This is a genomic window from Sphingomonas sp. CFBP 8760, assembly GCF_014841615.1.
Lineage (GTDB): Bacteria > Pseudomonadota > Alphaproteobacteria > Sphingomonadales > Sphingomonadaceae > Sphingomonas.
Genome location: NZ_JACYUG010000003.1, coordinates 256,284 through 282,537 on the forward strand (window position 1 = coordinate 256,284; position 26,254 = coordinate 282,537).

The following is a 26,254-nucleotide window of genomic DNA, read 5'->3' on the forward strand; positions in this document are numbered from 1 at the left end:
TGGTGTCAACCGCTGAGGATCACCCCAGCCGGACCGCCGCGCGGACCATTGCCGACACCAACGTACCGGCTTCGTCGCCGACCAGCGCGGCGGCGGCACCGCGGGCGGGGGCGATCCGGTCGTCGCGGATCAGGCGCCACAGCGCGATCACCACCGCTTCGGTTTCCTCGACGGTGGAATGGCAGGGCCGCTGGAACACCAGCGTCTCGGTCGATGCGCGATCGAGCACCCGCATCGCCGTGTCGAACGCCGCGGCGGCATCCGCGCCGCCATGCTCGGCGAATCCGCCCGCCGTCATCGTGTCGGGCGATCCGGCCAGCGTCAGCGCATGGACCCAGGCGCGGGTCGCATCGAGCAGGAACCGCTCGAACGGCGGCAGATCGGCGACGGAACGGTCGATCAGGTCATACATCAGGCGTGCTCTACCCGCTAATGAGAATGCCTCTCACTATGCTGTTTGCGGGTAACGGTCAACCGAAACGAAGCGCATAAGCGAACACCCGCCGTACCGGATGACCGGTTCGACGGGTGTTCGCAACGACAGGATAGTACCGCCTGCCGGAGCAGGCGCAGCCGGGATCAGCCGGCGACCGCGGCCTTGAGTTGATCGACCAGATCGGTCTTTTCCCAGGTGAACAGATCACCCTCGGGATCGCGGCCGAAATGACCATAGGCGGCCGACTTGACGTAGATCGGCGCGTTCAGCTTGAGATGCTGACGGATGCCCTTCGGCGTCAGGCGGACGAGCTGGGGCAGCACCCGCTCCAGCGTCGCTTCATCGACCGTGCCGGTGCCGTGCGTATCGACATAGACCGACAGCGGCTCGGCGATGCCGATCGCGTAGGACAGCTGGATCGTGCAACGCTTGGCGAGGCCGGCGGCGACGACGTTCTTCGCCAGATAGCGCGCGACATAGGCGGCGGAGCGGTCGACCTTGGTCGGGTCCTTGCCGCTGAAGGCGCCGCCGCCATGCGGGGCGGCACCGCCGTACGTATCGACGATGATCTTGCGCCCGGTCAGCCCGGCGTCGCCGTCCGGCCCGCCGATCTCGAACGCACCGGTCGGGTTGATGTAGATCTTGGTCGCATCGGTGATGAAGCCGGCAGGCAGGGTGTTGGTCAGCACGCCGGTGACATAGGATTTCAGTTCGTCGTACTTCGCCGCGTCGGCATTCTGGCCCTGCAGGCAATATCCCGCCTTGTGCTGGGTCGACACCACCAGCGCCACCGCGGCGACCGGCACGCCGTTTTCGTATTGCAGCGTCACCTGGCTCTTGGCGTCGGGCTCCAGGAACGGCGCCTGGCCGGAATGGCGATCGGCGGCCATCGTCTCCAGGATCTTGTGGCTGTAATAGAGCGTCGCCGGCATCAGGCCGGGCGTCTCGTCGGTGGCATAGCCGAACATGATGCCTTGGTCGCCGGCACCCTCGTCCTTGTTCGAGCCTTCGTCGACGCCCATCGCGATTTCGGCGGACTGGCCGTGGAGGTTATTCTCGAACGTGAAGGTTTCCCAGTGGAAGCCGGACTGTTCGTAGCCGATGCGGCGAACCGTCGCGCGCACGGCAGCTTCGATCTCGGCCAGCGCGCCCTCTGCCCACTCGCCATTCTCGTACACGCCCTTGCAGCGGATTTCACCGGCGAGGACGACGAGGTTGGTCGTCGTCAGCGTCTCGCACGCGATCCGCGCCTCGGCATCCTTGGACAGGAACAGGTCGACGATCGTGTCGCTGATCTGGTCGGCGACCTTGTCGGGATGACCCTCCGACACCGATTCGGACGTGAAGATATATGAAGAGCGCATGAGGGCCTCATAAAGATATAAAGATAGCTTTATATCGGCTTTATCGTTCCCCGCGCCGAATGGCAACGCCGGCCGTGACCAGCAGCAGTGCGACGAGAGCGGCCAACGCGTTGCCGATCCGGGCGAACGGCGTCGGGATCAGGGCGGGGGGGATCGGCGCCTCGATCGCACCCGCCGTCTCATGCGGGACGGTAGCGAGCAGGCGGCCATCGGCGGCGATGATCGCGGAGATGCCGGTGGGGGTGGCGCGGACGATGGGCAGTCCCTCCTCGATCGCCCGCATCCGGGCCTGCGCCAGATGCTGCGGCGGGCCCCAGCGGCCGAACCACGCATCGTTGGAAGGGTTGAAGATCAGGCGGGGGCGCAGGGCCGGATCGACCACCTCACCCGAAAAGATGATCTCGTAGCATATTTGGATACCGACCGCGCCGAACCCCGGCCAAGCCAGCGCATGCGGCCCCGGTCCCGGCGAGAAATCGATGCTGCCGGGCACCAGCCGCGCCAGACCCAGTGGCTTCAACAGCCACGGCATCGGCAGATACTCGCCATAGGGCACCAGATGCGCCTTGTCGTACCGCCCGACGATGCGGGCATCGGGGCCGATCGCCAGCACTGAATTGGCGGCGCCGACGATATTGCCGTCCGCGTCGAAGGCGAGTCGCGGCGCGTTGGTCATCACCCTGTCGCGAGGCCCCAGCACCGCGGCGATGCGGGTCCGCAGCCAGAAGGGGGGGCGGCCCAGATAGGCATAGTCGGGATAGCCGCTTTCCAGCATGTCCTGCACCAGCCCTTCCGGCCAGACGATCAGCCGCTGCACTGGTCCCGGCTTGCCCGACAGGCGGATGAGCGCGGCCAGCGACCCTTCGCCGGCTCCCTCGCGCTCCTCGTTGCCGATATTGGGCTGGACGATGCGGATGAGCGGCGTGCCGGGCGCCGCGCCGGGCGCATCGGTCCACAGCGCCGACAGGGTGGCGAGGCCGGTCGCGGGCACGACGATCGCCGGCAACAGCCATCGCCGCCGCGCCAGTTGCAACAGCGCCCCGGCGACGACGATCGTCAGCCCGGACAGCGCATAGGTGCCGATCCATGCCGACAGCCGCGCGACCCCGATCACCGGCAGCCACATGACGCCCAGCGGGTCCCACGCATAGCCGGTGAACAGTACCGCGCGCAGATACTCGGTCGCGATCCAGGCGGCGGCGAAGAACAGCACATAGGCGATGTCCGGCACCCGTCCGCGGAACCCCCAGGCGATGCCGGCCGCCGCCATCGGAAACATCGCGAGATACAACGCCAGCGCGACCGCGGCGAAATAGCCCAGCACCGGCGGCATCGCGTCCTGGAAGTCGAACGCGTGCTGGAACCAGTTGTTGTTGACGGTGAAGTGCCCCAGCCCGAACAGCCAGCCGCGCGACAGGGCGGTACGGAACGTCGGCGCGGCATGGATCAGCGCCATCCAAATCGCCAGACAGGCAATCGTCAACGGCCACAGATCGAGCGGCGCGAAACCGCAGGCGGCGACGGCGCCGAGCAGGATGCAGGCGAGGGCGGGGAAACGGACCATCGCCCTGCCTATGGGTGGGCGGCCGCCACATCGCAATCCTTGGCAGGACTGCGAAACTGGCTCTTTCCGCGGGCGCACGGGATAGGTAGCGTGGCACGATGACCCTGCGCCCGTTCCACCTCGCCTTTCCCGTCCACGATCTCGCCGCCGCGCGGGCCTTTTACGGCGGGGTGCTGGGCTGTGCGGAGGGGCGGTCGAGCGATCAGTGGATCGATTTCGATCTGCATGGGCATCAGATCGTCGCGCATCTCGATCCGGCGGCGAATCCCGTCGCGGTGGCGAATCCGGTCGATGGCCATCACGTGCCGGTCCCGCATTTCGGCGTGGTGCTGACGATGGCGGACTGGGACGCGATGGCGGCGCGGGTGCGCGCGGCGGGCGTGACGTTCGGCATCGAACCCCATGTCCGCTTCAAGGGGCAGCCAGGCGAGCAGGCGACGATGTTCTTTTCCGACCCCAGCGGCAACGCGCTGGAATTCAAGGCGTTCGGTGACGACGCCGCCATCTTCGCCAAGGATTGACCATGGGCCAGCCCATCGCCCTCGATATTCCCCATCGCCTTGGCAAGGACGGCGTTCGCCAGCGGCTCGACGGCGGGATCGGGCGGATCACCGAGAAGATTCCAGGCGGCGGCACCGTCCAGCACCGCTGGGAGGGGGATGTGCTGCATTTCACCGTCACCGCGCTGGGGCAGACGATCGCGTCGACCGTCACGATCTTCGAGGAGAAGGTCCATGCGGTCGTCGACTTGCCGGGATTCCTTGGCCTGTTCGCCGGCAAGGTACGGGACGCGATCGCGAAAGAGGCGCCCAAGCTGCTGAAATAGGGCTTCTTGCCCGATTGCAGCTGTGCCCGGTGAAGGCGCGGATCGCGAGACATTAGTTCGATCCATTCCGTCGTTGCGAGCATAGCGAAGCAGCCCAGAGCGTCACGCGCCGGGCCCTGGATTGCTTCGCTGTGTTCGCAATGACGATGGGATGGGCTTTCTGTCATCGCACTTCAGCGGCGCATCACGCGACATCCATTGGTGGACACGATACGCCGACCACCCCCGAAAACGACGACACCGGCCGCGACCATCGTCGCGACCGGTGTCGTCTTCAGCGATGTACGCTCGCGATTACGCGGCGGCAGGCTCGAAATGGCCGCACCAGTCGCTGGCCTCGACCTTCGGCCATACGCCGGCGGTGTCGCCGCTGGGCTGGCTGATCGGCGGGTTGTAACGGCATAGGCCGAGCGAGTCGCTCGAAGCTTCGGTGTCGAAGAAGCGGCACTTGGCGCATGCTGCGGCGCCGGCGGTCGTGAGGGCCATGGAAGTTCTCCGTTGCGGCAATTGTTGTTGTCTGAACCCCAAGTAACCCTGCAAAGTTCCCTCGACAACAACAATCAACTATTGCGATGAACTCTCACTCTACCTGCGAATAAGTCTCAATCAACTATTATTAATTGCGAACAACTATCATTTACAGGTCGGACAAACGCAGTGCGACATCGTTCATGAAGCGCACCGCATCCCCCTCCGCCAGCCACCGGGCTTCGGCCGCGACCGCACCCAGCGCGGCGGACAGCGGGTCGATCTCCACCTTGGCGAAATTGCCCAGCACATGGCCCGTCACGCGGTCCTTGTGTCCCGGATGGCCGATACCCAGCCGGACGCGGCGATAGTCCTGCCCCAGATGCTGATCGGTCGAGCGCAGGCCGTTATGCCCAGCCGCGCCGCCACCGGTCTTCACCTTCACCTTGAACGCTGCCAGATCGAGTTCGTCGTGGAACACGGTCAGTGCGTCGGTATCCAGCTTGTAGAAGCGCAGCGCCTCGCCGATCGAACGGCCGCTGTCGTTCATGAAGGTCGCGGGTTTCAGTAGCAGAATTTTCGCCGCGCCGATCCGCCCTTCCTGCGTCCAGCCCTGAAACTGCTTCTTCACCGGGCCGAAACCATGCAGCGCGGCGATCGAATCGACCGCCATGAAGCCGATGTTATGCCGCTGCATGGCGTATTGCGCGCCGGGATTGCCCAGCCCTGCCCAGATCTGCATCTTGGTGTCCCTTCAACGAAAAAGGGCAGGGGGAGCCTGCGCCCACCCTGCCCCGATCGATACGCCGCCGTGGCGACGCAGCCGACGTCAGTCCTTCTTCTGAGGCGTGATCTTGTCGTCGTCGTTGTCGTCGTCGTTCGGCTCGGCGGCAGCGGCTTCCGCCTCGGCCGACTGTGCCTCGGCCACCTCGGCCTCCAGCTGCTCGTCTTCCGCGGTCGGCACGGTCGGCGGCACGATCGTGGCAATCGCGAAGTCGCGGTCGTCGATCGCGGGCGTCGCGCCCTTCGGCAGCGTCACGTCGCTGATGTGGATCGAATCGCCGATCTCGCGACCCTTGAGCGAGATGGTGATCTCGCTGGGGATGTCGGCGGCGTCGACGATCAGCTCGATCTCGTGGCGGGTGATGTTCAGCACGCCGTTGCCGCGCTTGATGCCGGGGGCCTCATCCTCGTCGGTGAACACGATCGGCACCGCGACGGTGACGGTGGTGTGCTCGCCGATGCGCAGGAAATCGACATGGATCGGCCGGTCGGTGACCGGATGGAACGCCACGTCCTTGGGCAGCGTGCGCTGGCCGCCGACCATCACGACCGAGTTCATGAAGTGGCCGGTCATCAGCGCCTTCGTCAGCGCCTTTTCCTCCAGATGAACCGAGGTCGGCTCCTTGTTCTGGCCATAGATCACGGCGGGGACGCGGCCGTCACGACGCAGCGCCCGGGAGGCTCCCTTGCCAACCCGGTCGCGCGTCTCGGCTGCGAGCGTAATGGTGTCGCTCATGCAGAAATACCTTTTCGATGAAAACCTGTGCGAATCCCGTCCACGCCTCCAGGGATGACCATGGACGGAAGCGGGCGCGCATAGCGGGAAGACGGCCAAATGGCAAGGCAGCGGGGGCCCTCAGTAGGCGACCCGCCTGGCCTGCACCCCCGCTTTCGCCAATTGCGCCTGCACCGAGTCGCGCCCGGCGAGGTGGCCCGCGCCCACCGCGATGAACACCGTGCCCGGCTTCGTCATCCGCTGCCTGATCCACGATGCCCAGCGCTTGTTGCGATCGACCAGCAGGACCTTCGCGACCTCCGGCGAATCCTTCAGGCTTTCGTTCATGTCCTCGGCCAGCCGGTCGGGTCTGCCGGCCGCCCAGTCGTCCACCATCTGGCTCATCGTGGTCGCGGCGGTCGGCAGTTCGTCCATCGTGCTGGTCAGGAAGCTGATCTGTGCCGTATCGGACAGGCCGCCGAAATAGCCGAGCTGCTGTTCCGCCGTCTCCAGCCCGGTCAGCGGTTTGCCCGCCGCCTTTGCCGCGGCAGTGATGACCTGTTCGGGGCCGTTGGTCGCATCGTACCCCAGCTTCGACAGCGGCGCGATCGACAGCTGCGTCGCCGCCAGCCACGGTTTGTACTTGTCGAGCGCATCGGCGGGCAGGCCGGCATCGACCACCGCCTTGGTGAATGCGGCGCGCTTCGCCACCGGCAGGCGCTCCGTCAGCGGCGGCGTGCCCGGCGGCGCGACGCCCGTCGACTGGACCAGCCCCTGCATCGTGGCGGGGTCGGGCATCACCAACTCCAGCTTTACCTCGTCGGACCGGTCGAACGCCGCCTTCACCGCATCGTCGAACCACGTCATGCCGGGTTTCAGGACGTGGATGGTGCCGAACAAGTAGATGGTAGTGTCCGCATCCTTCACCACCCAGAGCGCGGGATCGGCATCCTTCGCCGCGGCGGCCGGGGCAGAGGCCCCCTTCGCACAGGCGGGAAGCGGCAGGGCGAGGGCGAGGGCCATGAGGGTGGTGCGAAAGGGCGAGGTCATCAAGGCGGGATGTAGGCGGGTCGCCGCCTTCTTGCCAGAGCGGCCCCCATCCGTCACAGGCTTGGCCCGCCATGACCCAACCCGATGCTTCCCAACCTCCGGTTTCCTCGCCCCTGTCGTTCCAGAAGATGATCCTGACGCTCCATGATTACTGGAGCGACCGGGGGTGCCTGATCCTCCAGCCCTACGACATGGAGATGGGTGCGGGCACGTTTCACCCCGCCACCACGCTGCGCGCGCTGGGACCGGAGACGTGGAACGCCGCCTTCGTCCAGCCCTGCCGCCGCCCGACCGACGGCCGCTATGGCGAGAACCCCAACCGGCTCCAGCATTATTATCAGTATCAGGTCATCCTGAAGCCCAGCCCGCCCGACCTGCAGGACCTGTATCTCGGCAGCCTTGCCGCGATCGGTATCGACACGTCGCTGCACGACATCCGCTTCGTGGAGGACGACTGGGAATCGCCGACGCTGGGGGCATGGGGGCTGGGCTGGGAGGTCTGGTGCGACGGGATGGAGGTGACGCAGTTCACCTATTTCCAGCAGATGGGCGGGTTCGACATGAAGCCGGTGGCGGGAGAGCTGACCTACGGGCTGGAACGGCTGGCGATGTACATCCAGAACGTCGACAATGTGTACGACTTGCGCTTCAACGACGCGGGCGTCAGCTATGGCGACGTCTTCCTAGAAAACGAGCGACAGATGTCGACGTGGAATTTCGAGGTGGCCGACACCGACACGCTGTTCGACCAGTTTCGCAAGGCGGCGGCCGAATGCGAGAACTGCCTGTCCCGCGATCTGCCGATCCCGGCCTATGAACAGGCGATCAAGGCCAGCCACACCTTCAACCTGCTCCAGGCGCGCGGCGTGATCTCGGTCGCGGAGCGGCAGGCCTATATCGGTCGCGTCCGCGATCTGGCGAAGGGCGCGTGCGGCGCATGGATGGCGAAGAACGGGTGGACGGCGTGACGGTCGTGGCAAAGGCAGAAGGGATGTTCGCGCGGCGACGCGGCGATGCGGAGAAGGGGGCGGCGTTCGCGACGCCCGTGGTCCATTTCCAGCCCACTTCGATCCCTGAAGGCCGCCTGCGGCGTCCGGAAGAACGACGGTCACGGCCCGACCGTTCTCCCCTTCCTCTCCGCGTCTCCGCGCCTCCGCGCGAACAAATCCTTTCCTTCTTCTTCGGCGCCGAAACACGATGACCGACTTCCTTCTCGAACTCCGTTCCGAAGAAATCCCCGCGCGGATGCAGGACAAGGCGCGCGACGATCTCGCCCGTCTGTTCGCCGCCGAACTGGCGAAGGCGGGCCTCGTCGCCGGCGCGATCGTCACCTATGCCACCCCCCGCCGCCTCGCGTTGATCGCGCGCGGCCTGCCCGCGCAGACCGAGGCGGTGTCGGAGGAGGTGAAGGGGCCGAAGACCGCCGCGCCGCCGCAGGCGCTGGACGGTTTCCTCCGCAAGACCGGGCTGACCCGCGAACAACTGACCGAGCGTGACGGCGTGTTCTTCGCAGTCACCGCGCGCCCCGGTCGCGCCACGACGGCGGTGTTGGCGGAGGCGATCCCGGCGATCGTCCGCGCCTTCCCCTGGCCCAAGTCGATGCGCTGGGGCGCCGCCTCGACCTCGACCGAATCGATGCGCTGGGTCCGCCCGCTGCACGGCATCGTCGCGCTGTGGGGCGAGGAGATCGTGCCGGTGGAGATCGCCGGCATCACCAGTGGCGCGACCACCTATGGCCACCGGTTCCACCATCCCGGCCCGATTACGATCGGTTCGGCGATGGATTATGTCGAGAAGCTGCGCGCCTGCCACGTCGTCGTCGATCAGGACGAGCGCCGCTCGATCATCGCGCTGGGCGCGACGATGGCGGCGTCGAAGGCCGGGCTGACGCTGGTGCGCGACGAGGGGTTGCTGACCGAGAATGCCGGGCTGACCGAATGGCCGGTGCCGCTGCTCGGCCGATTCGACGCGGCGTTCCTGTCGGTCCCGCCCGAGGTGATCCAGCTGACCGCGCGGGTGAACCAGAAATATTTCGTGTGCCGCGACGGGGCCGGCGCGCTGGCCGATGCCTTCGTCTGCACCTCCAATATCGACGCGAGCGACGGCGGCGTCCGCATCGTCGAGGGCAACCGCAAGGTGCTGGCCGCCCGCCTGTCCGACGCGCGCTTCTTCTACGACACCGACCTGAAGGTGCCGCTCGACGATCTGCGCCCGAAGCTGGAAAAGATCGTCTTCCACGACAAGCTCGGCACCGTCGCCGACAAGGTCGACCGTATCGCCAAGCTGGCGCGGTGGCTGGTGGAAGAGGGGATCGTCGGGGGGGCGGATTCCGGCGGCACGACGGCCCTAGCCGACCTCGCCGAACGCGCCGCGCGGCTGGCCAAGGCGGACCTCGTCACCGGGATGGTCGGAGAATTTCCCGAACTGCAGGGCCTGATGGGCGGCTATTACGCCGCCGCGCAGGGTGAGGACCCGGCGGTCGCCGCCGCGATCCGCGATCATTACAAGCCGGTCGGGCAGGGCGACGACGTGCCGGTCGATCCGGTGACGGTGGCGGTGTCGCTGGCGGACAAGCTGGATACCGTCGCGGCCTTCTTCGCGATCAGCGAATTGCCGACCGGATCGAAGGACCCGTTCGCGCTGCGCCGCGCCGCGCTCGGCATCCTGCTGACGATCCAGCGGTCGGGGCTGCGCCTCCGCCTGCGCGAGGCGTTCGATTTCGCGGTCGGCGAGGTCGCGCAGTCGTTCGGCTACACCATCGCGATGCGGATCGGCGGCGATCTCGCCACGGTGTTCGACAAGTCGGCGCGCGACCTCGCCGGCACGCACGAGCTGATTCAGAGCCTGCTGCATGACGAGCGTGTCGGCGTCCATGCCGACAACCCCGTCGTCTCCGCGTTCCTCGAATCGTCCGGCCGGGCGACGCCCGCGCTGCTGGCGTTCTTCGCCGACCGGTTGAAGGTGCAGCAACGCGAGGCCGGGGTCCGCCACGACCTGATCGATGCGGTGTTCGCGCTGGGGGACGAGGACGATCTGGTCAGCCTGCTCGCCCGCGTCGGGGCGCTGCAATCCTTCGTCACGACGGCGGACGGGGCCAATCTCCTCGCCGGGTACAAGCGGGCCGCCAACATCCTGAAGAAGGAGGCGGCATCGTTGTCGACGGGCGAGGGGACGGCCTATGTCCCTGAACCGGCCGAGGCGGCGCTGATCGCCGCGCTCGACAGGGCGGAACCGGCGGCGGCGGCGGCGGTAGCGCGTGAGGATTTCGAGGCGGCGATGGCCGCGCTTGCCAGCCTGCGCGCGCCGATCGACGCGTTCTTCGATACGGTGACCGTCAACGACGCCGACCCCGGCAAACGCACGGCCCGTCTCGCGCTGCTGATGCGGGTCCGGGCGGCGGTCCATACGGTCTCCGACTTTTCCAAAATCGAGGGCTGACTAGGGCGTTTAACTTGTTTAACAGGGCGCCATGATCTCCCCTGCGGGGGCAATGAGGGAACCGGGCATGACGCAGTATGTCTATCGATTCGGCGGCGGGGTTTCGGACGGCGGGTCGGGCGACCGCAACCTGCTTGGCGGCAAGGGCGCGAACCTTGCCGAAATGGCGTCGATCGGCCTGCCCGTGCCCCCCGGCTTCACCATCTCGACCGAGATGTGCACCCGCTATTACGAAGAGGGCGAGCAGTTTCCGCAAAGCGTGCGGGACGAGGTCGCGGGCGGCATCGCGCATATCGAGGGGATCACCGGCAAGACGTTCGGCAACGCCGCCGATCCGTTGCTGGTTTCGGTCCGCTCCGGCGCGCGCGTGTCGATGCCCGGCATGATGGACACCGTCCTCAACCTCGGCCTCAACGACGAAACCGTCGTCGGGCTGGCCAAGGCGGCGGACGACGAGCGGTTCGCGTGGGACAGCTATCGCCGCTTCATCCAGATGTATGCCGACGTCGTCCTCGAACTGGATCACGGCGCGTTCGAGGAAGCGCTGGAGATCGCCAAGGAAGACAATGGCTTCACGCTCGACACCGAACTTTCCGCCGATCACCTGAAGGCGCTGGTCACCGAATATAAGGGGCTGGTGGAGCAGGAGTGGGGCAAGCCCTTCCCGCAGGACGTGCACGACCAGTTGTGGGGCGCGGTCGGCGCGGTGTTCGGATCGTGGCAGTCGGAACGGGCGAAGGTCTATCGCCGGCTGAACGACATTCCCGCCACCTGGGGCACCGCGGTCAACGTGCAGGCTATGGTGTTCGGCAACATGGGCGACACGTCGGCCACGGGCGTCGCCTTCACCCGCGATCCGTCGAAGGGCGACCGCGCCTATTACGGCGAATTCCTCATCAACGCGCAGGGCGAGGATGTCGTCGCCGGCATTCGCACGCCGCAATATCTGACAAAGGTCGCGCGCGAAGAAGCCGGCGCCAAGCCCGCCTCGATGGAAGAGGCGATGCCGGAGGTGTACGGCGAACTGGCGGCGGTGTTCGATACGCTCGAAAACCATTACCGCGATATGCAGGACATCGAGTTCACGGTCGAGCGTACCAAATTGTGGATGCTCCAGACCCGCAGCGGCAAGCGCACCGCCAAGGCGGCGCTGAAGATCGCGGTCGACATGGCGAACGAGGGCCTCATCACGCATGAGGAGGCGATCCTGCGCGTCGAGCCGATGGCGCTCGACCAGTTGCTCCACCCCACGCTCGATCCCAGCGCGCATCGCGACGTGATCGCCAAGGGGCTGCCGGCATCGCCGGGCGCGGCGTCGGGCGCGGCGGTGTTCGACGCGGATACCGCCGAACGCTGGGCGGCGGAGAGCAAGGCGGTGATCCTGATCCGCACCGAAACCAGCCCCGAAGACATCCACGGGATGCATGCGGCCAAGGGCATCCTGACCGCGCGTGGCGGCATGACCAGCCACGCCGCGGTCGTGGCGCGCGGCATGGGGCGCCCTTGCGTCTCCGGCGCGGGCGGCATCTCGATCTCCGCCAAGGACAAGGTGATGCGCGTCGGCGGGCGCGAGGTGCGCGAAGGCGATCTGCTGACGCTGGACGGCACCACCGGCGAGGTGATGGCCGGTCTGGTCGCGACCGTGCAGCCCGAACTGGCGGGTGATTTCGGTACGCTGATGGTGTGGGCGGACGAGGTGCGCCGGCTGAAGGTGCGCGCCAACGCCGAAACCCCGCAGGATTGCCGCACCGCGCGCGAATTCGGCGCGGAGGGCGTCGGCCTGTGCCGTACCGAGCATATGTTCTTCGAGGGTGCGCGAATCACGCTGGTCCGCCAGATGATCCTCGCGTCGGACGAGAAGGGGCGTCGCGCCGCGCTCGACAAGCTGCTGCCCGAACAGCGCAGCGACTTCGCCGAAATCTTCGAGGTGATGGCGGGACTGCCCGTCACCGTCCGCCTGCTTGATCCGCCGCTGCACGAATTCCTGCCGCACGAGGAGAACGAGTTCGCGGAGGTTGCCGAGGCGGCCGGGATCGATATCGACACGCTGAAGGCACGGGCAGCCGAACTCCACGAATTCAACCCGATGCTCGGCCATCGTGGTTGCCGGCTGGGTGTGACCTATCCGGAAATCTACGAGATGCAGGCGCGTGCCATCTTCGAGGCGGCGATCGACGTAGCGGAAAAGTCCGGCGACGCACCGATCCCCGAAGTCATGATCCCGCTGGTCGCCACCAAGCGCGAACTGGACCTGATGAAGACGGTCGTCGACAAGGCGGCGAAGGCCGTGTTCGAGGAACGCGGCCGGACGCTGCAATATCTGGTCGGCACGATGATCGAACTGCCGCGAGCCGCGCTGAAGGCGGGCGAGATCGCGGAGAGCGGCGAGTTCTTCTCGTTCGGTACCAACGACCTGACGCAGACGACGTTGGGCGTCAGCCGCGACGACGCCGCGCGCTTCCTGGGCGCCTATGTCGAACAGGGCATCTATCCCAAGGACCCGTTCGTCAGCATCGATGTCGAGGGTGTTGGTGAACTGATCGAGCTGGCGGTGGAGCGCGGTCGCGCCACCCGGCCCGACATCAAGCTGGGCATCTGCGGCGAGCATGGCGGCGACCCGGCGAGCATCGCGTTTTGTGAGAAGATCGGGCTCGATTACGTTTCGGCCTCGCCGTACCGCGTGCCGATCGCGCGACTGGCGGCGGCGCAGGCGGCACTGAAGGCGCAGTAACGCCTGTCATAGCCCCCATCCCTGCCGATGTGGTCGCATCGGCGGGGAAGGGAGGGTGTATTTACCGCACCGTCGTCGGGCGGTTGTCCCAGTCGAACCAGCCGCGACGGTCACCGGCGGGATAGGCCGGGCGGGCGGCGCTCAATGCCGCGGGTCGCGTCGTCACCGTTTCGGTCCGCGTGCCCACCGCCATGTCGCGTTCGACCAGCGGTGCTGCATGAACGCGTTCCGCCTCCGTCACGCGGGCGTCGGCAGCGGCGATGCGCGTATCGGCGTCGCGTCGGGTGGCGGCATGCGCCTCACGCTCGGCGGCATAGCGGTCCTTCCACTTGCGGCCGCCGGGGTGGCTGGCCAGCCCCAGCAGCCAGCCGGCGATCAGCACCAGCACCAATACCGCGAACTGGGTCGGGGTGGAAAACAGCATCGAATCTCTCCTGTTACGGAGGATCAACGATTTTCCGCGCCGCTTAGTTTCCGCTGAGCATCGCATCCTTGATCGAGCAGGCCGCCGGCCCCAAGATCACGACGAACAGCACCGGCAGAATGAAGCAGATCAGCGGCACCGTCATGATCGCCGGCAACCGCGCCGCCTTTTCCTCCGCCCGCATCATCCGCTCGTTTCGGAATTCCGCCGACAGCACGCGGAGCGCGGAGGCGAGGGGGGTGCCGTATTTCTCGGTCTGGACCATGGTGGTGGTGACGCCCTTCACCGCATCCAGCGCGACGCGGGTCGCCAGATTCTCGAACGCCTGCCGCCGGTCGGTCAGGAACCCGAGCTCGATCGCGGTCAGCGTGAATTCCTCACCCAGTTCGGGATAGGCCCGGCCCAGTTCGCGCGCGACGCGGTGGAAGGCGGCGTCCACCGTCAGCCCCGCCTCCGCGCAGATGACGAGCAGGTCGAGCGCGTCGGGCAACCCCTTGCGGATCGCGTCGGACCGCTTCTGGATCTTGTTCTTCAGGAAAAGGTCGGGCGCCTTGTACGACAGGATCAGCGTACCCGCGACCAGCCCGTACCGCTTCAGCGCGGACCATTCGACGAAGCTGTCGGTGCCGTAAACCCAGAAGGCCATGAACCCGCCGAACAGGATCGGCAGCATCAGCCGGCCGAAGATCACCGCGACGGCCCATTCCTTCGAGCGGATGCCCGCCTGAAGCAGCTTCAGTTGCGCGTCCTTCAACTGGCTGTCCTGCAGCATCTTCATCGAGCCGAGGAAGCTGCGCAGCCGGTCGGTCGTCTCGTTGCGCTGGACCAACTTGGCGCGACGCTTGGTGGACGCGGTGATGCCGGCCTTCAACTGCTCGCGCCGCTCGTTCAGCGCGCGCACGCGCCGCGCCATCGGATCGCGCACGGTGGTGACGGCATAGATCGCGGTCATCACCGCCAGTGCGGTGACCCCCGACAGGATCGTCGCCACCCAGATCACGTCGACGCCCAGCAGCGTCGGCCCAGCGGTTGCGCCCATGGCCCCGTTCCCCCTCAGATCTCGAAACTGATCATCTTGGACATGATGAACGCGCCGATGCCCATCCACAGCACTCCGCCCATGCCGGTCACCATCAACCGTTCGTCGACGAAGAACTTGCCGATATAGTCGCCGTTGACGAACCAGATCAGCGCGAACACGATGAACGGCAGCGAACCGATGATATAGGCCGACGCCTTGGATTCGGACGACATGGCCCGGATCTTCAGCTTCATCTGCGCGCGCTTGCGCAGCACATCGGCCAGATTGGCGAGTGTTTCGGCCAGATTGCCGCCGGTTTCGCGCTGGATGGCGATGGTGATCACGAAGAACTGGAATTCGGGGGTGCCCAGCCGGTCGGCGGTGTCCTGCAACGCGGCATCCATCGTCCGGCCGATCTTCATCTTGTCGGCGATGGCGCGAAACTCCTCGCCGATCGGGCCTTCCAGTTCCTGGCCGACGAGACCGATCGTCTCGCTGATCGGCAGACCCGAGCGCAGGCCACGGACGAGCAGTTCGATCGCATCCGGGAACCGCGTCGTGAACTTGCCCACCCGGCGCGCGATCGTTCGCCCGACGACCATGTGCGGCAAGCCCGCCCCGATCGCCAGCGCCAGCATCGCCGCCATCACGACCGGCAGGCCGATCACGATCAATCCGATCAGCAACGTCACGATCAGTCCGGCGGTGGCGATGCCATACTGGCCGACCGTCCAGGTCTTGCCGGTCATCGCCAGCCGCTTGGCGAGAAGTTCGCGATTGGGCAGGATGCGACCGAACGCCAGATCCATCCGGGTATCGCGGACGTTGGCGATACCCCGGCTCGGACCGCTCACGATCAACGCCGCATTGCCGTGGCGTTCCCGCAAGGCGGCGATGCGTCGCGACTGGGCGCGCGACGCGGATGGACCCGACATTGCCAGCACCATCATCGCCAGCGTGACGGCGGATCCCAGCAGGATGAGGACGAGCGGCAGCATCGGCGAGCCTATTTCGCCTTCGCTTTGGGCATGCGCTTCGCGAGCAGGCCCTTCAATTCGCCCAGCCTGCCGACCAGCGAACCCGGCTTGGGCATCTTGCCGTCGTTCCCTGCGGCGACGGCGCCCACGACCGTGTTCATCAGGTCGATCAGCGGTGCGACCGTCTTGCCGCCGCGCCCGGCCTCAGCCATCGGCTTGCCCAATTTGGCCGCGAGACAGGCAAGTTTGGGATCGAACGGGACGGCATGGTCGATGCGATGCTCGATCGAGCTTTCCAGATCCTTGCGGTTGATCTCCGGCTGGCCCGCCGCTGCGATCCGGTTGGCGACGACATGGACCAGCGCCTGCGGGGCATGGGTCTTCATCCATGACAACAGCCGGATCGTGTCGCGCGCCGCCGCCAGCGTCAGTTCGGTGACGATCACCACCGCCTGCACATCGGCCATCAACTGCGGATATTGCACCAGCATGCCGCGCGGCAGATCGATCACGGTGCATTCGAAGCTGGCGCGCATTTCCTCCTGCAACTGCCAGAACGCACTGCCGTCGGTGACGAGCGGCGCATTGATCGGCGTTTCCGCGGACAGGACCGACAGCTTATCGGACGCCTTGACCATCGCGCGTTCGATGAACAGTCCGTCGATCCGGCTCGGATTCTCGATCGCGTCGGTCAGGCCGCGCCCCGGCTCCAGATCGAGCGCCAGCGCACCGGTGCCGAAGTGGACGTCCAGATCGAGCAGCGCGGTCGACCTCTTGTCCTGTTCGGCCAGCAGCCATGCCAGCGACGACGCGATGGTCGAGGCGCCGACGCCGCCGCGCGCGCCCACCACCGCCACCGAGCAGTGCGGACGTTCCGCCGCGTGATCGACGACCTTGGGGGCATGGAACATCGCCTGCGCCTGCGTAAAGGCATCGCGCAGCATATCGGGGTTGAGCGGCTTCAGCATATAATCGTGAATGCCGCTGGCGATCAGGTTGCGGTACAGCCGCACGTCGTTGATCTGGCCGGTGGCGATCACCACCGTGCCCGGCTCGCATACCTCGGCCAGCGCGTTGATATCGGTGAGCGGATCGCCCGATTCGGCGAGGTCGACGAACAGGATCTGCGGGCTGGCCGAGACCGACAGCGTCTGGATGCCGCTGCGCAGGCCCCCCTTGTGGACCTTGTCGGCGGTCCAGCCCATCGCCGCGACGACGGGGCGCAGGGCATCGGCGGTGGCGTCGTCGCAGACATAGGCGACGAACGGGTCGCGTATGCCTGAGCCGGCGGGTTTCCAGGGAGCGTTCATCTCACTTGCCTCCGGCCGATTCGGATTTGACGGTCTGACCGCCGCCGCCACCGGGTGCGGCCTTGCGATAGCTGTCGATCGCCTTGAACACCGCGGCGGGATCGTTCAGCCCGTCGCCGCTGGCGCCGCGGATCAGATCGCGCGGGTTGGCGACCATCGCGGCGAGGTTGCCGTTCACCGAACAGCCGTAGAAGGACGAGGTGTTCTGGGCGTAGTCGACCGAACTGTCGCGCGACCAGTCGTTGCAGCCAGGGACCCGCGCGGTGGCACGGCTGACGACGACGCGGACGGTGTCGTTCGGGGTGGCGGCGGCGATGGCCGGGCCACCGTCCGCCAGCAACAGGCCATAGCCGGCGATCATCGCGGCGACGGCATCGCGCGTGTCGGCATCCGCCGCATCGTCGATCGCGATTCGATCGCCATAGCCGACATGCAGCCCCGCCAGCCAGCCGGCCAGTCGTTGCGGCTCGCCCACCGCGAGCCGCCCGCCCGGCGCGTCGAGAGCGAGAACGTGATCGGTTTTGGTCACCACCGGCTGGTGAATCGATTCGACGCCGGCGTTCTGCGTACCCCCGCAACCGGCGAGCGCGAAGGTGAGTGCGGGGATCAGGCAGGCGAGCAGCATCGGTCGCTTGGTCATGGCGACGGTTCCTCGGGCGGGGGTCATCGGGGGAGCGCCGGGCTGGCGGTGCGTGGCGAGGTGGTGATGGCGGGTGGTGCCAGCACTGGAACCGGGCGTTTCTCTCCAGATTTGCCGCTGCCGAGTTTCCCGAGCAGGACACGTTCAGCATCGGTTGGCGCCTTGTCACCATCAGTCGGCAATGCGACCTGCGACGGGCTGCTGGTCGGCTTCACCAGATAGGGGGTAATGATGATGACGAGTTCGGTTTCGTTTCGACGCCACGCATTCGATCGAAACAATGCCCCTAAAATGGGGAGATCGCTTAGGACCGGCGCCTTGTCGATCGAATTGTTGCGTGTATTTTGAAGAAGGCCGGCAATCATCAGGCTTTCTCCCGATCCCAGCTCAACCGTTGTCTCAGCCCGACGTGAAGTGATTCCGGGTACCCGCGTTCCGTTCATTGCTACGGCGTTCGAGTAATCGAGTTGCGACACCTCTGGCTTGACGTGCAGGGAGATGCGACCATCGGCCAATACTGTGGGCGTATAGGCCAAGCTGATGCCGTATTGCTTGAACTCGACCGATACGGTGCCAAAGCCCTGAGCCAATGGGATGGGGATTTCGCCACCTGCGAGAAAGCTGCCCGTCTCCCCGGATATTGCCGTCAGATTCGGATTGGCGAGAGTGGTGACCTGACCGATGTTCTCGCCGAGATCGATGGCTGCGAGCAGGTCCATGCCAAGCAGCGAACCTGCCAATCCCAATGTCGTGCCGAGCGGGCCGTTCGAAGGAAAACCGTACAGCGTATCGCCAGGGCGAGCGCCATTGGCGTCGACCGGTGCGCCGGGTACTCCGATGACGCCCGGTACCGTCGAGATAGTGCCTTGGCGACCTTGCCCGATCCCGAAAAGTAGGCCGCTGCTGCCGTTGCCACGGCTGGTCAGATTGACGCCGATATTCTTGGAAAAGCCCCGGGTCACCTCCGCGAACCGTACCTGCAGGTTCACCTGCATCGGCGTGGCGGTGCGCAGGCGGCTCAGCACCTTGGTGCCGTCGCCGACGAACAGCTGCACCAGCCGTTCGGCTTCGGCCGCGTCGGCGGGGGCGGCGACGGTGCCGGTCAGCAGCATCATGCCGTTCATCGGCGTCGCGACGATCTTCGCATCCGGCATCGTGAGCGCCAGCATATCGCCGACCGACCCGAGATTGTTGCCGACCCGCACGGTGGTGGTGAACACCACCTGACCGCCCTTGGTGGTGGCGGACACGGTCGTCTCCCCGGTCTTCTTGCCGAAGATATACAGCTGGGTGGGCGAGCGGACCTGCACGTCGGCGATCCCGTCGTCGGCGATGAACAGATCGCTCATCGGCTGCGGCAGCGTCACCAGCCGGCCGCGGCCGGTGTTGACCTGCACCACCGCCCCGACCGGGACGGGCGCGGGGGCAGAGGCGGCGGCCGGTACCCTGGCGGGGATCGGTTCGGCGGCCAGTGGTGTGCCGGCAGCGGCCAGCATCAGGGCGATCATCGAACGTCGCATGTCACTTTCCCCCGACCGCGACGGCGGTCACGTTGTTGCCGCGGGCGACCCGGACGAGCGGCCCGGTGGACACGGGCGCGGGGATGCTGCCGGCCGGTACGTTGGCGATCGCATTCATCGGCCCGTTGCCGACCATGCCCGATCCGGTATCCAGCCCCCGGCCGGGGACGCTGCGCCGCTGGTAGCGGGAGACGTCGGCACCGGTGGTGGAACCGGTGGCGCCCGACTGGGGCTGTCCGGCGAGCCGCAGCAGCATCGCCTTTTCCATGCGGGGATCACCATCCGGCACCTTGACCGCACCGCTGGCGATCGCTTCCTCCAACTCGCTCGAATTGTCCGCGATCGACCGCAGCGACAACGACAGGCTGCCGAGCGTCTGCGCGACCGCCATCTGCTCGGCGATCTTCGGCGTCGCCTCGACCGTCACATTGGAGAAGGTGCGGACCACGGTCTTGCCGTCTTCACCGACCAGATTGTCGGTGCGCTGGTCGGTGGCGAGAACGCGCAGGTTGCGCAGGATCGTCTCCGACACGTGCAGCGGCTGGCCGTCGCCACCGCCCGTCACCGACTGGGTCAGGACCAGATCGATGCGATCCCCCGGAAAGACGAAGCCGGCGACGGCGGCCTGCGCCGATACGGGCACCGTGACCGCGCGCATCCCCGGCCCCAGTGCGGCGGCCAGGAAACCGCGATCCCCCGGCTTCACCAGGGCGCCCTGCGTCACCGGCTGGCCGGCGGTGATCGCGTTGCGCACCACCGTGCCCTGCAGCTTCGCCAGATTGGTCTGCGCTTTCAGATAATAGGCGCCGTCGACCAGTTCCTTGGGCCAGGGCTGGAACTTCAGCGCGGAGGCGTCGAGGATGGTGCCGATCGGCAGCGCGCGGGTGGCGACCAGCACCTCCGGCCCGTCGATCACCGGCACCGGCGGGCCGGCGGCGGCGGCAGGGGCGGCGCTGCCCGCCATCAGCGACCGGGCCATGACGGCGGTGACGATCGCCACCATCAGCGCGCCGATCAGCAGAATGACCTTGCGACTATCCATTGCTCGTTCTTGCGCCTTTTGCCGAATCGCGTGGTGGATCAGGCATTAATCATGACCCGAACTGGTTAAGGATGGGTTCGCGCAGGGTAAGGATGCCGGCGATCGCGATCGCCACGCCATACGGCACCTCGACCGGGCCGGCATCGCGGCGGCAGCGCTTGTCGACCAGCATCGCCAGCGTCACCACGCCGCCCGCCAGCGACATCGTCACCAGCATCGCCATCAGCAGCATCGGCGGCAGCCACAGCGACAGGGCCGCGATCAGCTTCACATCGCCGCCGCCCATCGCGCCGACATGGAACGCCACGGCGAACACCGCGAACGTCACGATCGCCAGCGCCAGCTGCATCGCCACCCCCGGCCACAGCGAGGCGCCGTTGGCCCACCACCACAAAGGCGCGAGCAGCACCAGCGCCACGCTCTTGCGATTGGCGATCAGCCGCGTGCGGGCATCCTCGATCCCCGCCGACAGCAACAGCGCCACCGCGGCGAGCGCGAGGCCGATACGCATCATGTCCCATTCCATCGCCGGACGTTGTAGGGAGCATGACTTGCAAAACCGTAACCGCCGGACACGATGACCAGATCCTTTCCCCTGCCTCGTCCGCTGCCATGACCAGTGCCGCCCGATACGACGTCGCGATCGCGGGTGGCGGCATCGCCGGCGCCAGCCTCGCCGCCGCGCTTGCTCCCCATGCCCGCGTGGTGGTGCTGGAGGCGGAGGCGATGCCGGGCCTGCACGCCACCGGCCGCTCGGCGGCGTTCTGGTCGGAAACCTATGGTGGCCCGGCGATCCAGCCGCTCACCACCGCTTCGGGCGCGGCGCTGCGCGACGGGGGCTTCCTCGAACCGTTGGGATCGCTGCATATCGGCCGGCAGGAGGACGCGGCGGCGGCCGACGCCTTCCTCGCCGAATTCGCGGACAGTGCGGTGGAACTGATGCGGATCGATCCGGCCAGCCGTATTCCGGGATTGCGGTCCGACTGGACCATCGGCGTGATGGAGCCGAGCTGCGCCTATATCGATGTCGCCGGGCTGCATGGCCATTACCTGAAGACCGCACGAACCGGTGGCGCGACGATCGTCACCGATGCCGGTATCCAGTCGGCGGTGCGGCAGGACGGCGGGTGGACGATCGACACGCCCGCCGGGTGTTTCGCCGCGACCGTGCTGGTGAACGCGGCAGGCGCCTGGGCGGACGAGGTGGCGATCCGCTGCGGGGTGCGGCCGATCGGTATCCGGCCCTATCGCCGGACGATGGTGCAGTTGCGCACCGATCCACCCACGCCCGCCGACATGCCGCATGTCGCCGATATCGCTGGCCGCTTCTACTTCAAGCCGGAGGCGGGTGGGCGGCTATGGCTGTCGCCCCACGACGAAATTCCGACCGACCCGTGCGACGCCGCGCCGGAGGAGATCGACGTGGCAGTGGCGATCGACCGGTTCGAACAGGCGCTCGACTGGCGCGTCGCGGCAGTCGAGCGGCGCTGGGCCGGCCTGCGCAGCTTCGCGCCAGATCGCCTGCCGGTGTACGGCTTTGCGGAACCGGGCTTCTTCTGGTGCGCCGGCCAAGGCGGCTTCGGCATCCAGACCGCCCCGGCGGCGGCGGCGATGGCGGCAGCGCTGGTGCTGGGGCAGATGCCGGATGTGACGGGGGTGGATGCCGATCGCTATGCGCCGGGGCGGTTCAGGTAGGGGGGATGGCGCTGACGGTTTAGCCATCGCGACAGCGGGCGGCAGAAGATTTGCGACTTGGATGATGTAGCTGTGGTGTTGATCAAATCTCGTCAATTTTTCATTGTGGTATATAGGCCGTTGTAAAGGCTCACGCTTGCGAGCGTGCTGGAAGCACCCGGATTCGGCGTTCCGATGCGGCGCGATGCTTATTCAAAGCCAATGCTCGTTTGTTTAGTATTGTAAGGTGCCTGCGGGACTTTGAGAATCTCCTTGGATGTGGCATGTTACGCGATTAAGTGCCTATCTCGAGCGAATATGACCGATACCCGTCCAACTATGACCGATGCCGAATTTGAGCAAGCCGCGAGCTATGTGGATGACAGATCGTGGATGACCGGCGAAAACTTAATCCATGTTCCATCGGTCATGAACGTGGAGGGTTGGAACTTCTACGGTCATCCCGGGCATATGCTGCTCACGTCAGCGCAGCGTACCCTGATGATGTGGTCGGATGTCGTGGGGCAGGTTAGTAATGGCGGCTTCGACCAATTCTGTGACAATTACGTCAACGACCTTGCGGCTGGGCTTGCTGCGGTCGACGCGCTGGATTGGGCCGAGTTGCGTGAGCGGTTCAGGCGCGCGATGACGGAACAGGCGGGTAATGCGGACGAGCCCCGGCGGCTACAGCCGCTTTCGCTCAGCGACGATCCCGAGAAATGGCGGGTAAGTCGCAAGCGTTTGCTTCGCTACCTTGCGCGTCGAGGCAAGCGCTGGTGGCAGCCAACCACGGCGCGCGATCTTGCCTTTGTCGAAGCACGATTCGACGCAGAGTGGCAAGTCGAACTGAAGTATCAAATGATGGTGGCCTCTGGGGAGTTGCGGAGCGGCGGCGAACGCCTGTTCGACTTCGTTTCACCGCCCAGCGATGAGTTTGACGCGTTCGACGACTGGTTTTACACTGACGATACTAAGGCAGCATCGGCATTCTATGTTCATGAATTTATCGTGAGACATCGCGACCAGCTTTATCGGCCGATCTGACGACGGAGAATCGCGCCCGATCTGACGGCAGCTATCCCAATCACGCAACTGCAAAGCAGATGGGCTGCTCACCACCAGATATCGCCATCCTATCGATCGCAATCAGGCAGTACCCCTACCGCCCCGCCACCACCGCCGCATCGCTCGCCAGCTTGTCGACCCGTTCGTTGTCCGGGTGGCCGGCATGGCCCTTCACCCATTTCCAGTCGATCTTGTGGGGCTTGGCCGCCGCCAGCAGCGCCTGCCACAGTTCGGCGTTCTTCACCGGTTGCCGGCTCGCGGTGCGCCAGCCGTTTTTCTGCCAGCCGTGAATCCACTTGGTCAGCCCGTCCATCACATAGCGGCTGTCGGTCGACAGCGTGACCTGACAGGGGCGGGTGAGGGCGTTCAGCGCCTCGATCGCCGCCATCAATTCCATGCGGTTGTTGGTGGTCAGCTTCTCGCCGCCCGACAGTTCCTTTTCCTGCCCGCCCGCGCGGATCAGCGCGCCCCAGCCGCCGGGGCCGGGATTACCCTTGCACGCCCCGTCCGTCGCAATCTCAACCGGCGTCAAATCCGTCGCTCCGCTCATACCAATCCAGCCGGCGCGCATAGGCCAAGGGGTCCTTGCGTGTCACCAGCGCATCGGCCGGGGTGTTCAGCCAGTCCCATGCCCGCGTCAGCAGGAAGCGCAGGCACGCGCCCCGCGCCAGCACCGGCAGCGCCGCCCGTTCCGCCGCAGACAGGCCGAACGCGCCGTCATACCCCGCCACCAGCGCCCGCCCGACCGCAGGGTCGAGCGGCTCGCCCGCCGGATCGAACGCCCATGCCGAATGCATCACCGCCAGATCATAGGCGCGGATATCGGTGCAGGCGAAATAGAAGTCGATCAACCCGGTGACGCGGTCGTCCAGCATCAGCACATTATCGGGAAACAGGTCGGCATGGATGACGCTTACGGCCAAGTCGCGGGGCCAATCCCGCTCCACCGCCGCCAGCGCGGTGTCGACGCGGTCGAACAGCCCCGCCTGGATCGTGTCGAGCGACCGGCCGCAGCGGTCGAGCAACGGCCGCCAGTCGTCCACGCCCAGCGTGTTGGCGCGGTGGCTGGTAAAGTTGGCGAGGCTGTGGTGCATCCGCCCCATCGCGGCGGCGGCGGCGTGCGCCTGTGACGGAGTCGGTCGCGTCACCGACACGCCCGACAGGAACTCGATCAGGCAGGCGGGGCGCCCCTCCAGTTCTTGGATGATGCGGCCATCGCGGTCGGCGAAGGCGCGAGGCACGAGGTTACCGTCCGCCGCGACATGATCCAGCATCGCCATGAAGAACGGCAGGTCGCCCGCCGCCACGCGCCGCTCGTACAGGGTCAGGATGTAGCGGCCGGCGGTGGTGTCGACCATGTAGTTGCTGTTCTCGACCCCTTCCGCGATCCCCTTGGCGGAGACAAGCGCGCCGTGATCGTACCGGGCGAGGAAATCGGTCAGCGCCTCGGCGGACACCTGCGTATAGACGGCCATAGGGGTGCCTCAGGCCGCCGCGTCTAGCCCGCGTGGCAGCTTGAAGGCGATCGTCTCGCGCGTGGTTTCCTCCTCGCGCTCGGTCACCGCGAAGCGTTCGGACAGCCGGTCGACCAGTTCGCGGACCAGCAGTTCGGGGGCGGAGGCGCCCGCGGTCAGACCCAGCGTGCCGACCCCGGTCAGAAAGTCCCAGTCCAGATCGACCGCGCGCTGTATCAGCCGTGCCGGCACGCCCTCGCGCTCCGCCACCTCGACCAGCCGGACCGAGTTGGATGAATTGGGCGCGCCGATCACCAGGATCGCGTCGCACTGCGCGGCGATCGCCTTCACCGCTGCCTGCCGGTTGGAGGTGGCATAGCAGATATCCTCGCCGCGCGGTGGCTGCATCAGCGGAAACCGGCGCTGCAACGTCGCGACCACCGCGGCGGTATCGTCGACCGACAGCGTCGTCTGCGTCAGGAAGGCGAGGTTGGCGGGATCGGGTGGCATAAAGCTTTCGGCGTCCGCCACCGTCTCGATCAGCGACATCGCGCCCTCGGGCACCTGCCCGAAGGTGCCGATCACCTCCGGATGGCCGGTATGGCCGATGAACACGATGTGGCGGCCGGCGGCGACCAGCCGTTCGGCTTGGCGATGGACCTTCGATACCAGCGGGCAGGTGGCGTCGAGATAGTCGAGCCCGCGATCCTGTGCCGCTGCGGGCACCGATTTGGGTACGCCGTGCGCGGAGAAGACGACGGGCGCGCCGTCCGGCACCTCGTCCAGTTCCTCGACGAAGATCGCCCCCTGCGCCTTCAGGCTGTCGACCACGAACTTGTTGTGGACGATCTCGTGCCGGACATAGACGGGGGCGCCGTGCTTCTCGATCGCGAGTTCGACGATGCGGATCGCCCGGTCGACCCCGGCGCAGAAGCCGCGTGGCGCGGCGATCAGGAGGTCGAGCGGCGGCTTCTGGGCTACGGCATGCATGGGCGGTCCTGTACGCGATTGCTTGCACGTCTCCAACCCGGTTCCTATGGCGGGGCGGTATTCCCGCGGGCTTGCCGCGGCATGGCAAAAGGTATGCGTCGCCCGTGAAAGCCCCGATCCGTCTCGCCGCCCCTGCCGCGCTCGTCCTCGCCACCGCGCTTGCGGGTTGCGCCAGCACGGGCGAGATCGACGCGACCGGCGGTGTTTCCGCCGTCCGCTCCGCCTGCCCGGTGGTGGGTGTGCCGGCGGGCACCGGCGACGTCACGCTGTTCGATCCGCCGACCAGCCAGGCGGAAACCGCGATCGATCTGGTCGCCGCGATGACCAACGTGCGCGGTACCTGCAACGACGTGGGCAGCGACATCGCCACCACCGTCACCTTCGACGTGCAGGCGCGGCGGCAGCGCATCGAGGCGGCGCGAGACGTGCAGGTGCCCTATTTCATCACCGTCGTGCGCGGCGGCAACAATGTGGTGGCCAAGCGGGTCGGCACGATCGCGCTCCATTTCGATGCGGGGCAGGCGCGCGCCCAGGCCAGCGGCACCGCCACGACCAGCGTCTCGCGCAGCGCCGCGACGCTGCCTCCTGAAATCCGCGACCGGCTGACCCGTCGCCGCAAGGCCGGCGACGACGACGCCGCGATCGATCCGCTCGCCCAGCCCGAAGTGCGCAAGGCGGTGCTGGCCGCCAGCTTCGAAGCACTGGTCGGGTTCCAGCTGAACGAGGCCCAGTTGCGGTACAACGTGACGCGCTAGGGGCGTC

General features: G+C 66.6%; 27 protein-coding genes. 9 read left to right on the forward strand and 18 right to left on the reverse strand.

All coding sequences use genetic code 11. From position 1 onward, the window contains the following. Window positions 1-19: 19 nt before the first annotated feature. From IFT82_RS06080 to lnt, 3 genes are all read right to left on the reverse strand, one after another. Complete coding sequence (locus IFT82_RS06080; protein WP_192125426.1) at window positions 20-412, reverse strand: hypothetical protein; 393 nt, start codon at window positions 410-412, stop codon at window positions 20-22. A gap of 167 nt (window positions 413-579) precedes the next feature. Further along, on the reverse strand, window positions 580-1,800 hold the full coding sequence (metK, locus tag IFT82_RS06085; protein ID WP_192125427.1) for a methionine adenosyltransferase: 1,221 nt from the start codon (window positions 1,798-1,800) through the stop codon (window positions 580-582). A gap of 40 nt (window positions 1,801-1,840) precedes the next feature. After that, the gene (lnt, locus tag IFT82_RS06090) at window positions 1,841-3,364 is read right to left on the reverse strand and encodes an apolipoprotein N-acyltransferase (protein ID WP_192125428.1); all 1,524 of its coding nucleotides are present in this window, start codon (window positions 3,362-3,364) and stop codon (window positions 1,841-1,843) included. Between the two features lie 98 nt (window positions 3,365-3,462). On the opposite strand from lnt, the gene IFT82_RS06095 reads away from it, so the two are divergent. Both IFT82_RS06095 and IFT82_RS06100 read left to right on the forward strand, forming a co-directional pair. After that, a complete protein-coding gene (locus tag IFT82_RS06095; RefSeq protein WP_192125429.1) occupies window positions 3,463-3,885 on the forward strand; it encodes a VOC family protein in 423 nt (140 codons plus the stop codon). A gap of 2 nt (window positions 3,886-3,887) precedes the next feature. After that, entirely contained in the window at window positions 3,888-4,190 is a 303-nt protein-coding gene (locus tag IFT82_RS06100; RefSeq protein WP_192125430.1) for a polyhydroxyalkanoic acid system family protein, read from the forward strand. 294 nt (window positions 4,191-4,484) lie between these two features. Here IFT82_RS06100 and IFT82_RS06105 read toward each other — a convergent pair whose 3' ends face one another. The 4 genes from IFT82_RS06105 to IFT82_RS06120 all read right to left on the reverse strand — a co-directional run bounded on the left by IFT82_RS06105 (window position 4,485) and on the right by IFT82_RS06120 (window position 7,179). Beyond that, entirely contained in the window at window positions 4,485-4,676 is a 192-nt protein-coding gene (locus tag IFT82_RS06105; RefSeq protein WP_192125431.1) for a hypothetical protein, read from the reverse strand. Between the two features lie 151 nt (window positions 4,677-4,827). Further along, window positions 4,828-5,400: an aminoacyl-tRNA hydrolase gene (pth, locus tag IFT82_RS06110; RefSeq protein ID WP_192125432.1), complete on the reverse strand. Its 573-nt coding sequence runs from the start codon at window positions 5,398-5,400 to the stop codon at window positions 4,828-4,830. Between the two features lie 87 nt (window positions 5,401-5,487). After that, on the reverse strand, window positions 5,488-6,177 hold the full coding sequence (locus IFT82_RS06115; RefSeq protein WP_192125433.1) for a 50S ribosomal protein L25/general stress protein Ctc: 690 nt from the start codon (window positions 6,175-6,177) through the stop codon (window positions 5,488-5,490). A 120-nt stretch (window positions 6,178-6,297) separates the two neighbouring features. Then, window positions 6,298-7,179, reverse strand: a complete 882-nt coding sequence (locus tag IFT82_RS06120) for a TraB/GumN family protein (RefSeq protein WP_244646540.1) — start codon at window positions 7,177-7,179, stop codon at window positions 6,298-6,300. A gap of 98 nt (window positions 7,180-7,277) precedes the next feature. On the opposite strand from IFT82_RS06120, the gene IFT82_RS06125 reads away from it, so the two are divergent. From IFT82_RS06125 to ppdK, 4 genes are all read left to right on the forward strand, one after another. Continuing rightward, the gene (locus IFT82_RS06125; RefSeq protein WP_192125435.1) at window positions 7,278-8,174 is read left to right on the forward strand and encodes a glycine--tRNA ligase subunit alpha; all 897 of its coding nucleotides are present in this window, start codon (window positions 7,278-7,280) and stop codon (window positions 8,172-8,174) included. Then, a complete protein-coding gene (locus IFT82_RS06130; RefSeq protein WP_192125436.1) occupies window positions 8,144-8,407 on the forward strand; it encodes a hypothetical protein in 264 nt (87 codons plus the stop codon). The genes IFT82_RS06125 and IFT82_RS06130 overlap by 31 nt, the downstream gene beginning before the upstream one ends. Continuing rightward, complete coding sequence (gene glyS / locus IFT82_RS06135; protein WP_192125437.1) at window positions 8,404-10,644, forward strand: glycine--tRNA ligase subunit beta; 2,241 nt, start codon at window positions 8,404-8,406, stop codon at window positions 10,642-10,644. Before IFT82_RS06130 ends, glyS begins: the two co-directional genes overlap by 4 nt. A 67-nt stretch (window positions 10,645-10,711) precedes the next feature. Further along, window positions 10,712-13,375 (forward strand): pyruvate, phosphate dikinase, encoded by a 2,664-nt coding sequence (ppdK, locus tag IFT82_RS06140; RefSeq protein WP_192125438.1) that lies wholly within the window; start codon window positions 10,712-10,714, stop codon window positions 13,373-13,375. Window positions 13,376-13,436: 61 nt separating this feature from the next. Here the strand turns inward: ppdK and IFT82_RS06145 are convergent, their stop codons facing one another. The 8 genes from IFT82_RS06145 to IFT82_RS06180 are packed head-to-tail and all read right to left on the reverse strand — an operon-like array spanning window position 13,437 to window position 20,823. Further along, window positions 13,437-13,799, reverse strand: a complete 363-nt coding sequence (locus tag IFT82_RS06145) for a hypothetical protein (RefSeq protein ID WP_192125439.1) — start codon at window positions 13,797-13,799, stop codon at window positions 13,437-13,439. 43 nt (window positions 13,800-13,842) lie between these two features. Continuing rightward, window positions 13,843-14,838, reverse strand: coding sequence for a type II secretion system F family protein (locus tag IFT82_RS06150; RefSeq protein WP_192125440.1), 996 nt, complete (start codon window positions 14,836-14,838; stop codon window positions 13,843-13,845). A 14-nt stretch (window positions 14,839-14,852) separates the two neighbouring features. Then, on the reverse strand, window positions 14,853-15,818 hold the full coding sequence (locus IFT82_RS06155; RefSeq protein WP_192125441.1) for a type II secretion system F family protein: 966 nt from the start codon (window positions 15,816-15,818) through the stop codon (window positions 14,853-14,855). 8 nt (window positions 15,819-15,826) lie between these two features. After that, complete coding sequence (locus IFT82_RS06160; RefSeq protein WP_192125442.1) at window positions 15,827-17,107, reverse strand: AAA family ATPase; 1,281 nt, start codon at window positions 17,105-17,107, stop codon at window positions 15,827-15,829. Between the two features lies 1 nt (window position 17,108). Then, window positions 17,109-17,747, reverse strand: coding sequence for a CpaD family pilus assembly lipoprotein (locus IFT82_RS06165; RefSeq protein WP_192125443.1), 639 nt, complete (start codon window positions 17,745-17,747; stop codon window positions 17,109-17,111). Window positions 17,748-17,770: 23 nt separating this feature from the next. Continuing rightward, window positions 17,771-19,255 (reverse strand): type II and III secretion system protein family protein, encoded by a 1,485-nt coding sequence (locus IFT82_RS06170; protein ID WP_192125444.1) that lies wholly within the window; start codon window positions 19,253-19,255, stop codon window positions 17,771-17,773. Between the two features lie 13 nt (window positions 19,256-19,268). After that, a complete protein-coding gene (gene cpaB, locus IFT82_RS06175) occupies window positions 19,269-20,309 on the reverse strand; it encodes a Flp pilus assembly protein CpaB (protein ID WP_192125445.1) in 1,041 nt (346 codons plus the stop codon). A gap of 49 nt (window positions 20,310-20,358) precedes the next feature. After that, window positions 20,359-20,823, reverse strand: coding sequence for an A24 family peptidase (locus tag IFT82_RS06180; RefSeq protein WP_342355062.1), 465 nt, complete (start codon window positions 20,821-20,823; stop codon window positions 20,359-20,361). Between the two features lie 98 nt (window positions 20,824-20,921). Between IFT82_RS06180 and IFT82_RS06185 the strand changes: the two genes are divergently transcribed. After that, window positions 20,922-22,004: an NAD(P)/FAD-dependent oxidoreductase gene (locus IFT82_RS06185; RefSeq protein ID WP_192125446.1), complete on the forward strand. Its 1,083-nt coding sequence runs from the start codon at window positions 20,922-20,924 to the stop codon at window positions 22,002-22,004. A gap of 318 nt (window positions 22,005-22,322) precedes the next feature. Next, on the forward strand, window positions 22,323-23,027 hold the full coding sequence (locus IFT82_RS06190) for a DMP19 family protein (protein WP_207105741.1): 705 nt from the start codon (window positions 22,323-22,325) through the stop codon (window positions 23,025-23,027). A gap of 115 nt (window positions 23,028-23,142) precedes the next feature. Here IFT82_RS06190 and rnhA read toward each other — a convergent pair whose 3' ends face one another. From rnhA to ispH, 3 genes are read right to left on the reverse strand one after another with little or no spacing between them, the layout of a single operon-like run. Then, window positions 23,143-23,598 (reverse strand): ribonuclease HI, encoded by a 456-nt coding sequence (gene rnhA, locus IFT82_RS06195; RefSeq protein ID WP_192125448.1) that lies wholly within the window; start codon window positions 23,596-23,598, stop codon window positions 23,143-23,145. Beyond that, window positions 23,567-24,523, reverse strand: coding sequence for a homoserine kinase (gene thrB, locus IFT82_RS06200; RefSeq protein ID WP_192125449.1), 957 nt, complete (start codon window positions 24,521-24,523; stop codon window positions 23,567-23,569). Before thrB ends, rnhA begins: the two co-directional genes overlap by 32 nt. 9 nt (window positions 24,524-24,532) lie before the next feature. Continuing rightward, entirely contained in the window at window positions 24,533-25,492 is a 960-nt protein-coding gene (gene ispH / locus IFT82_RS06205; RefSeq protein WP_192125450.1) for a 4-hydroxy-3-methylbut-2-enyl diphosphate reductase, read from the reverse strand. A 104-nt stretch (window positions 25,493-25,596) separates the two neighbouring features. Here ispH and IFT82_RS06210 point away from each other — a divergent pair, with 104 nt between their 5' ends. Beyond that, window positions 25,597-26,247, forward strand: a complete 651-nt coding sequence (locus IFT82_RS06210) for a hypothetical protein (RefSeq protein WP_342355063.1) — start codon at window positions 25,597-25,599, stop codon at window positions 26,245-26,247. The last annotated feature ends 7 nt before the right edge of the window (window positions 26,248-26,254 follow it).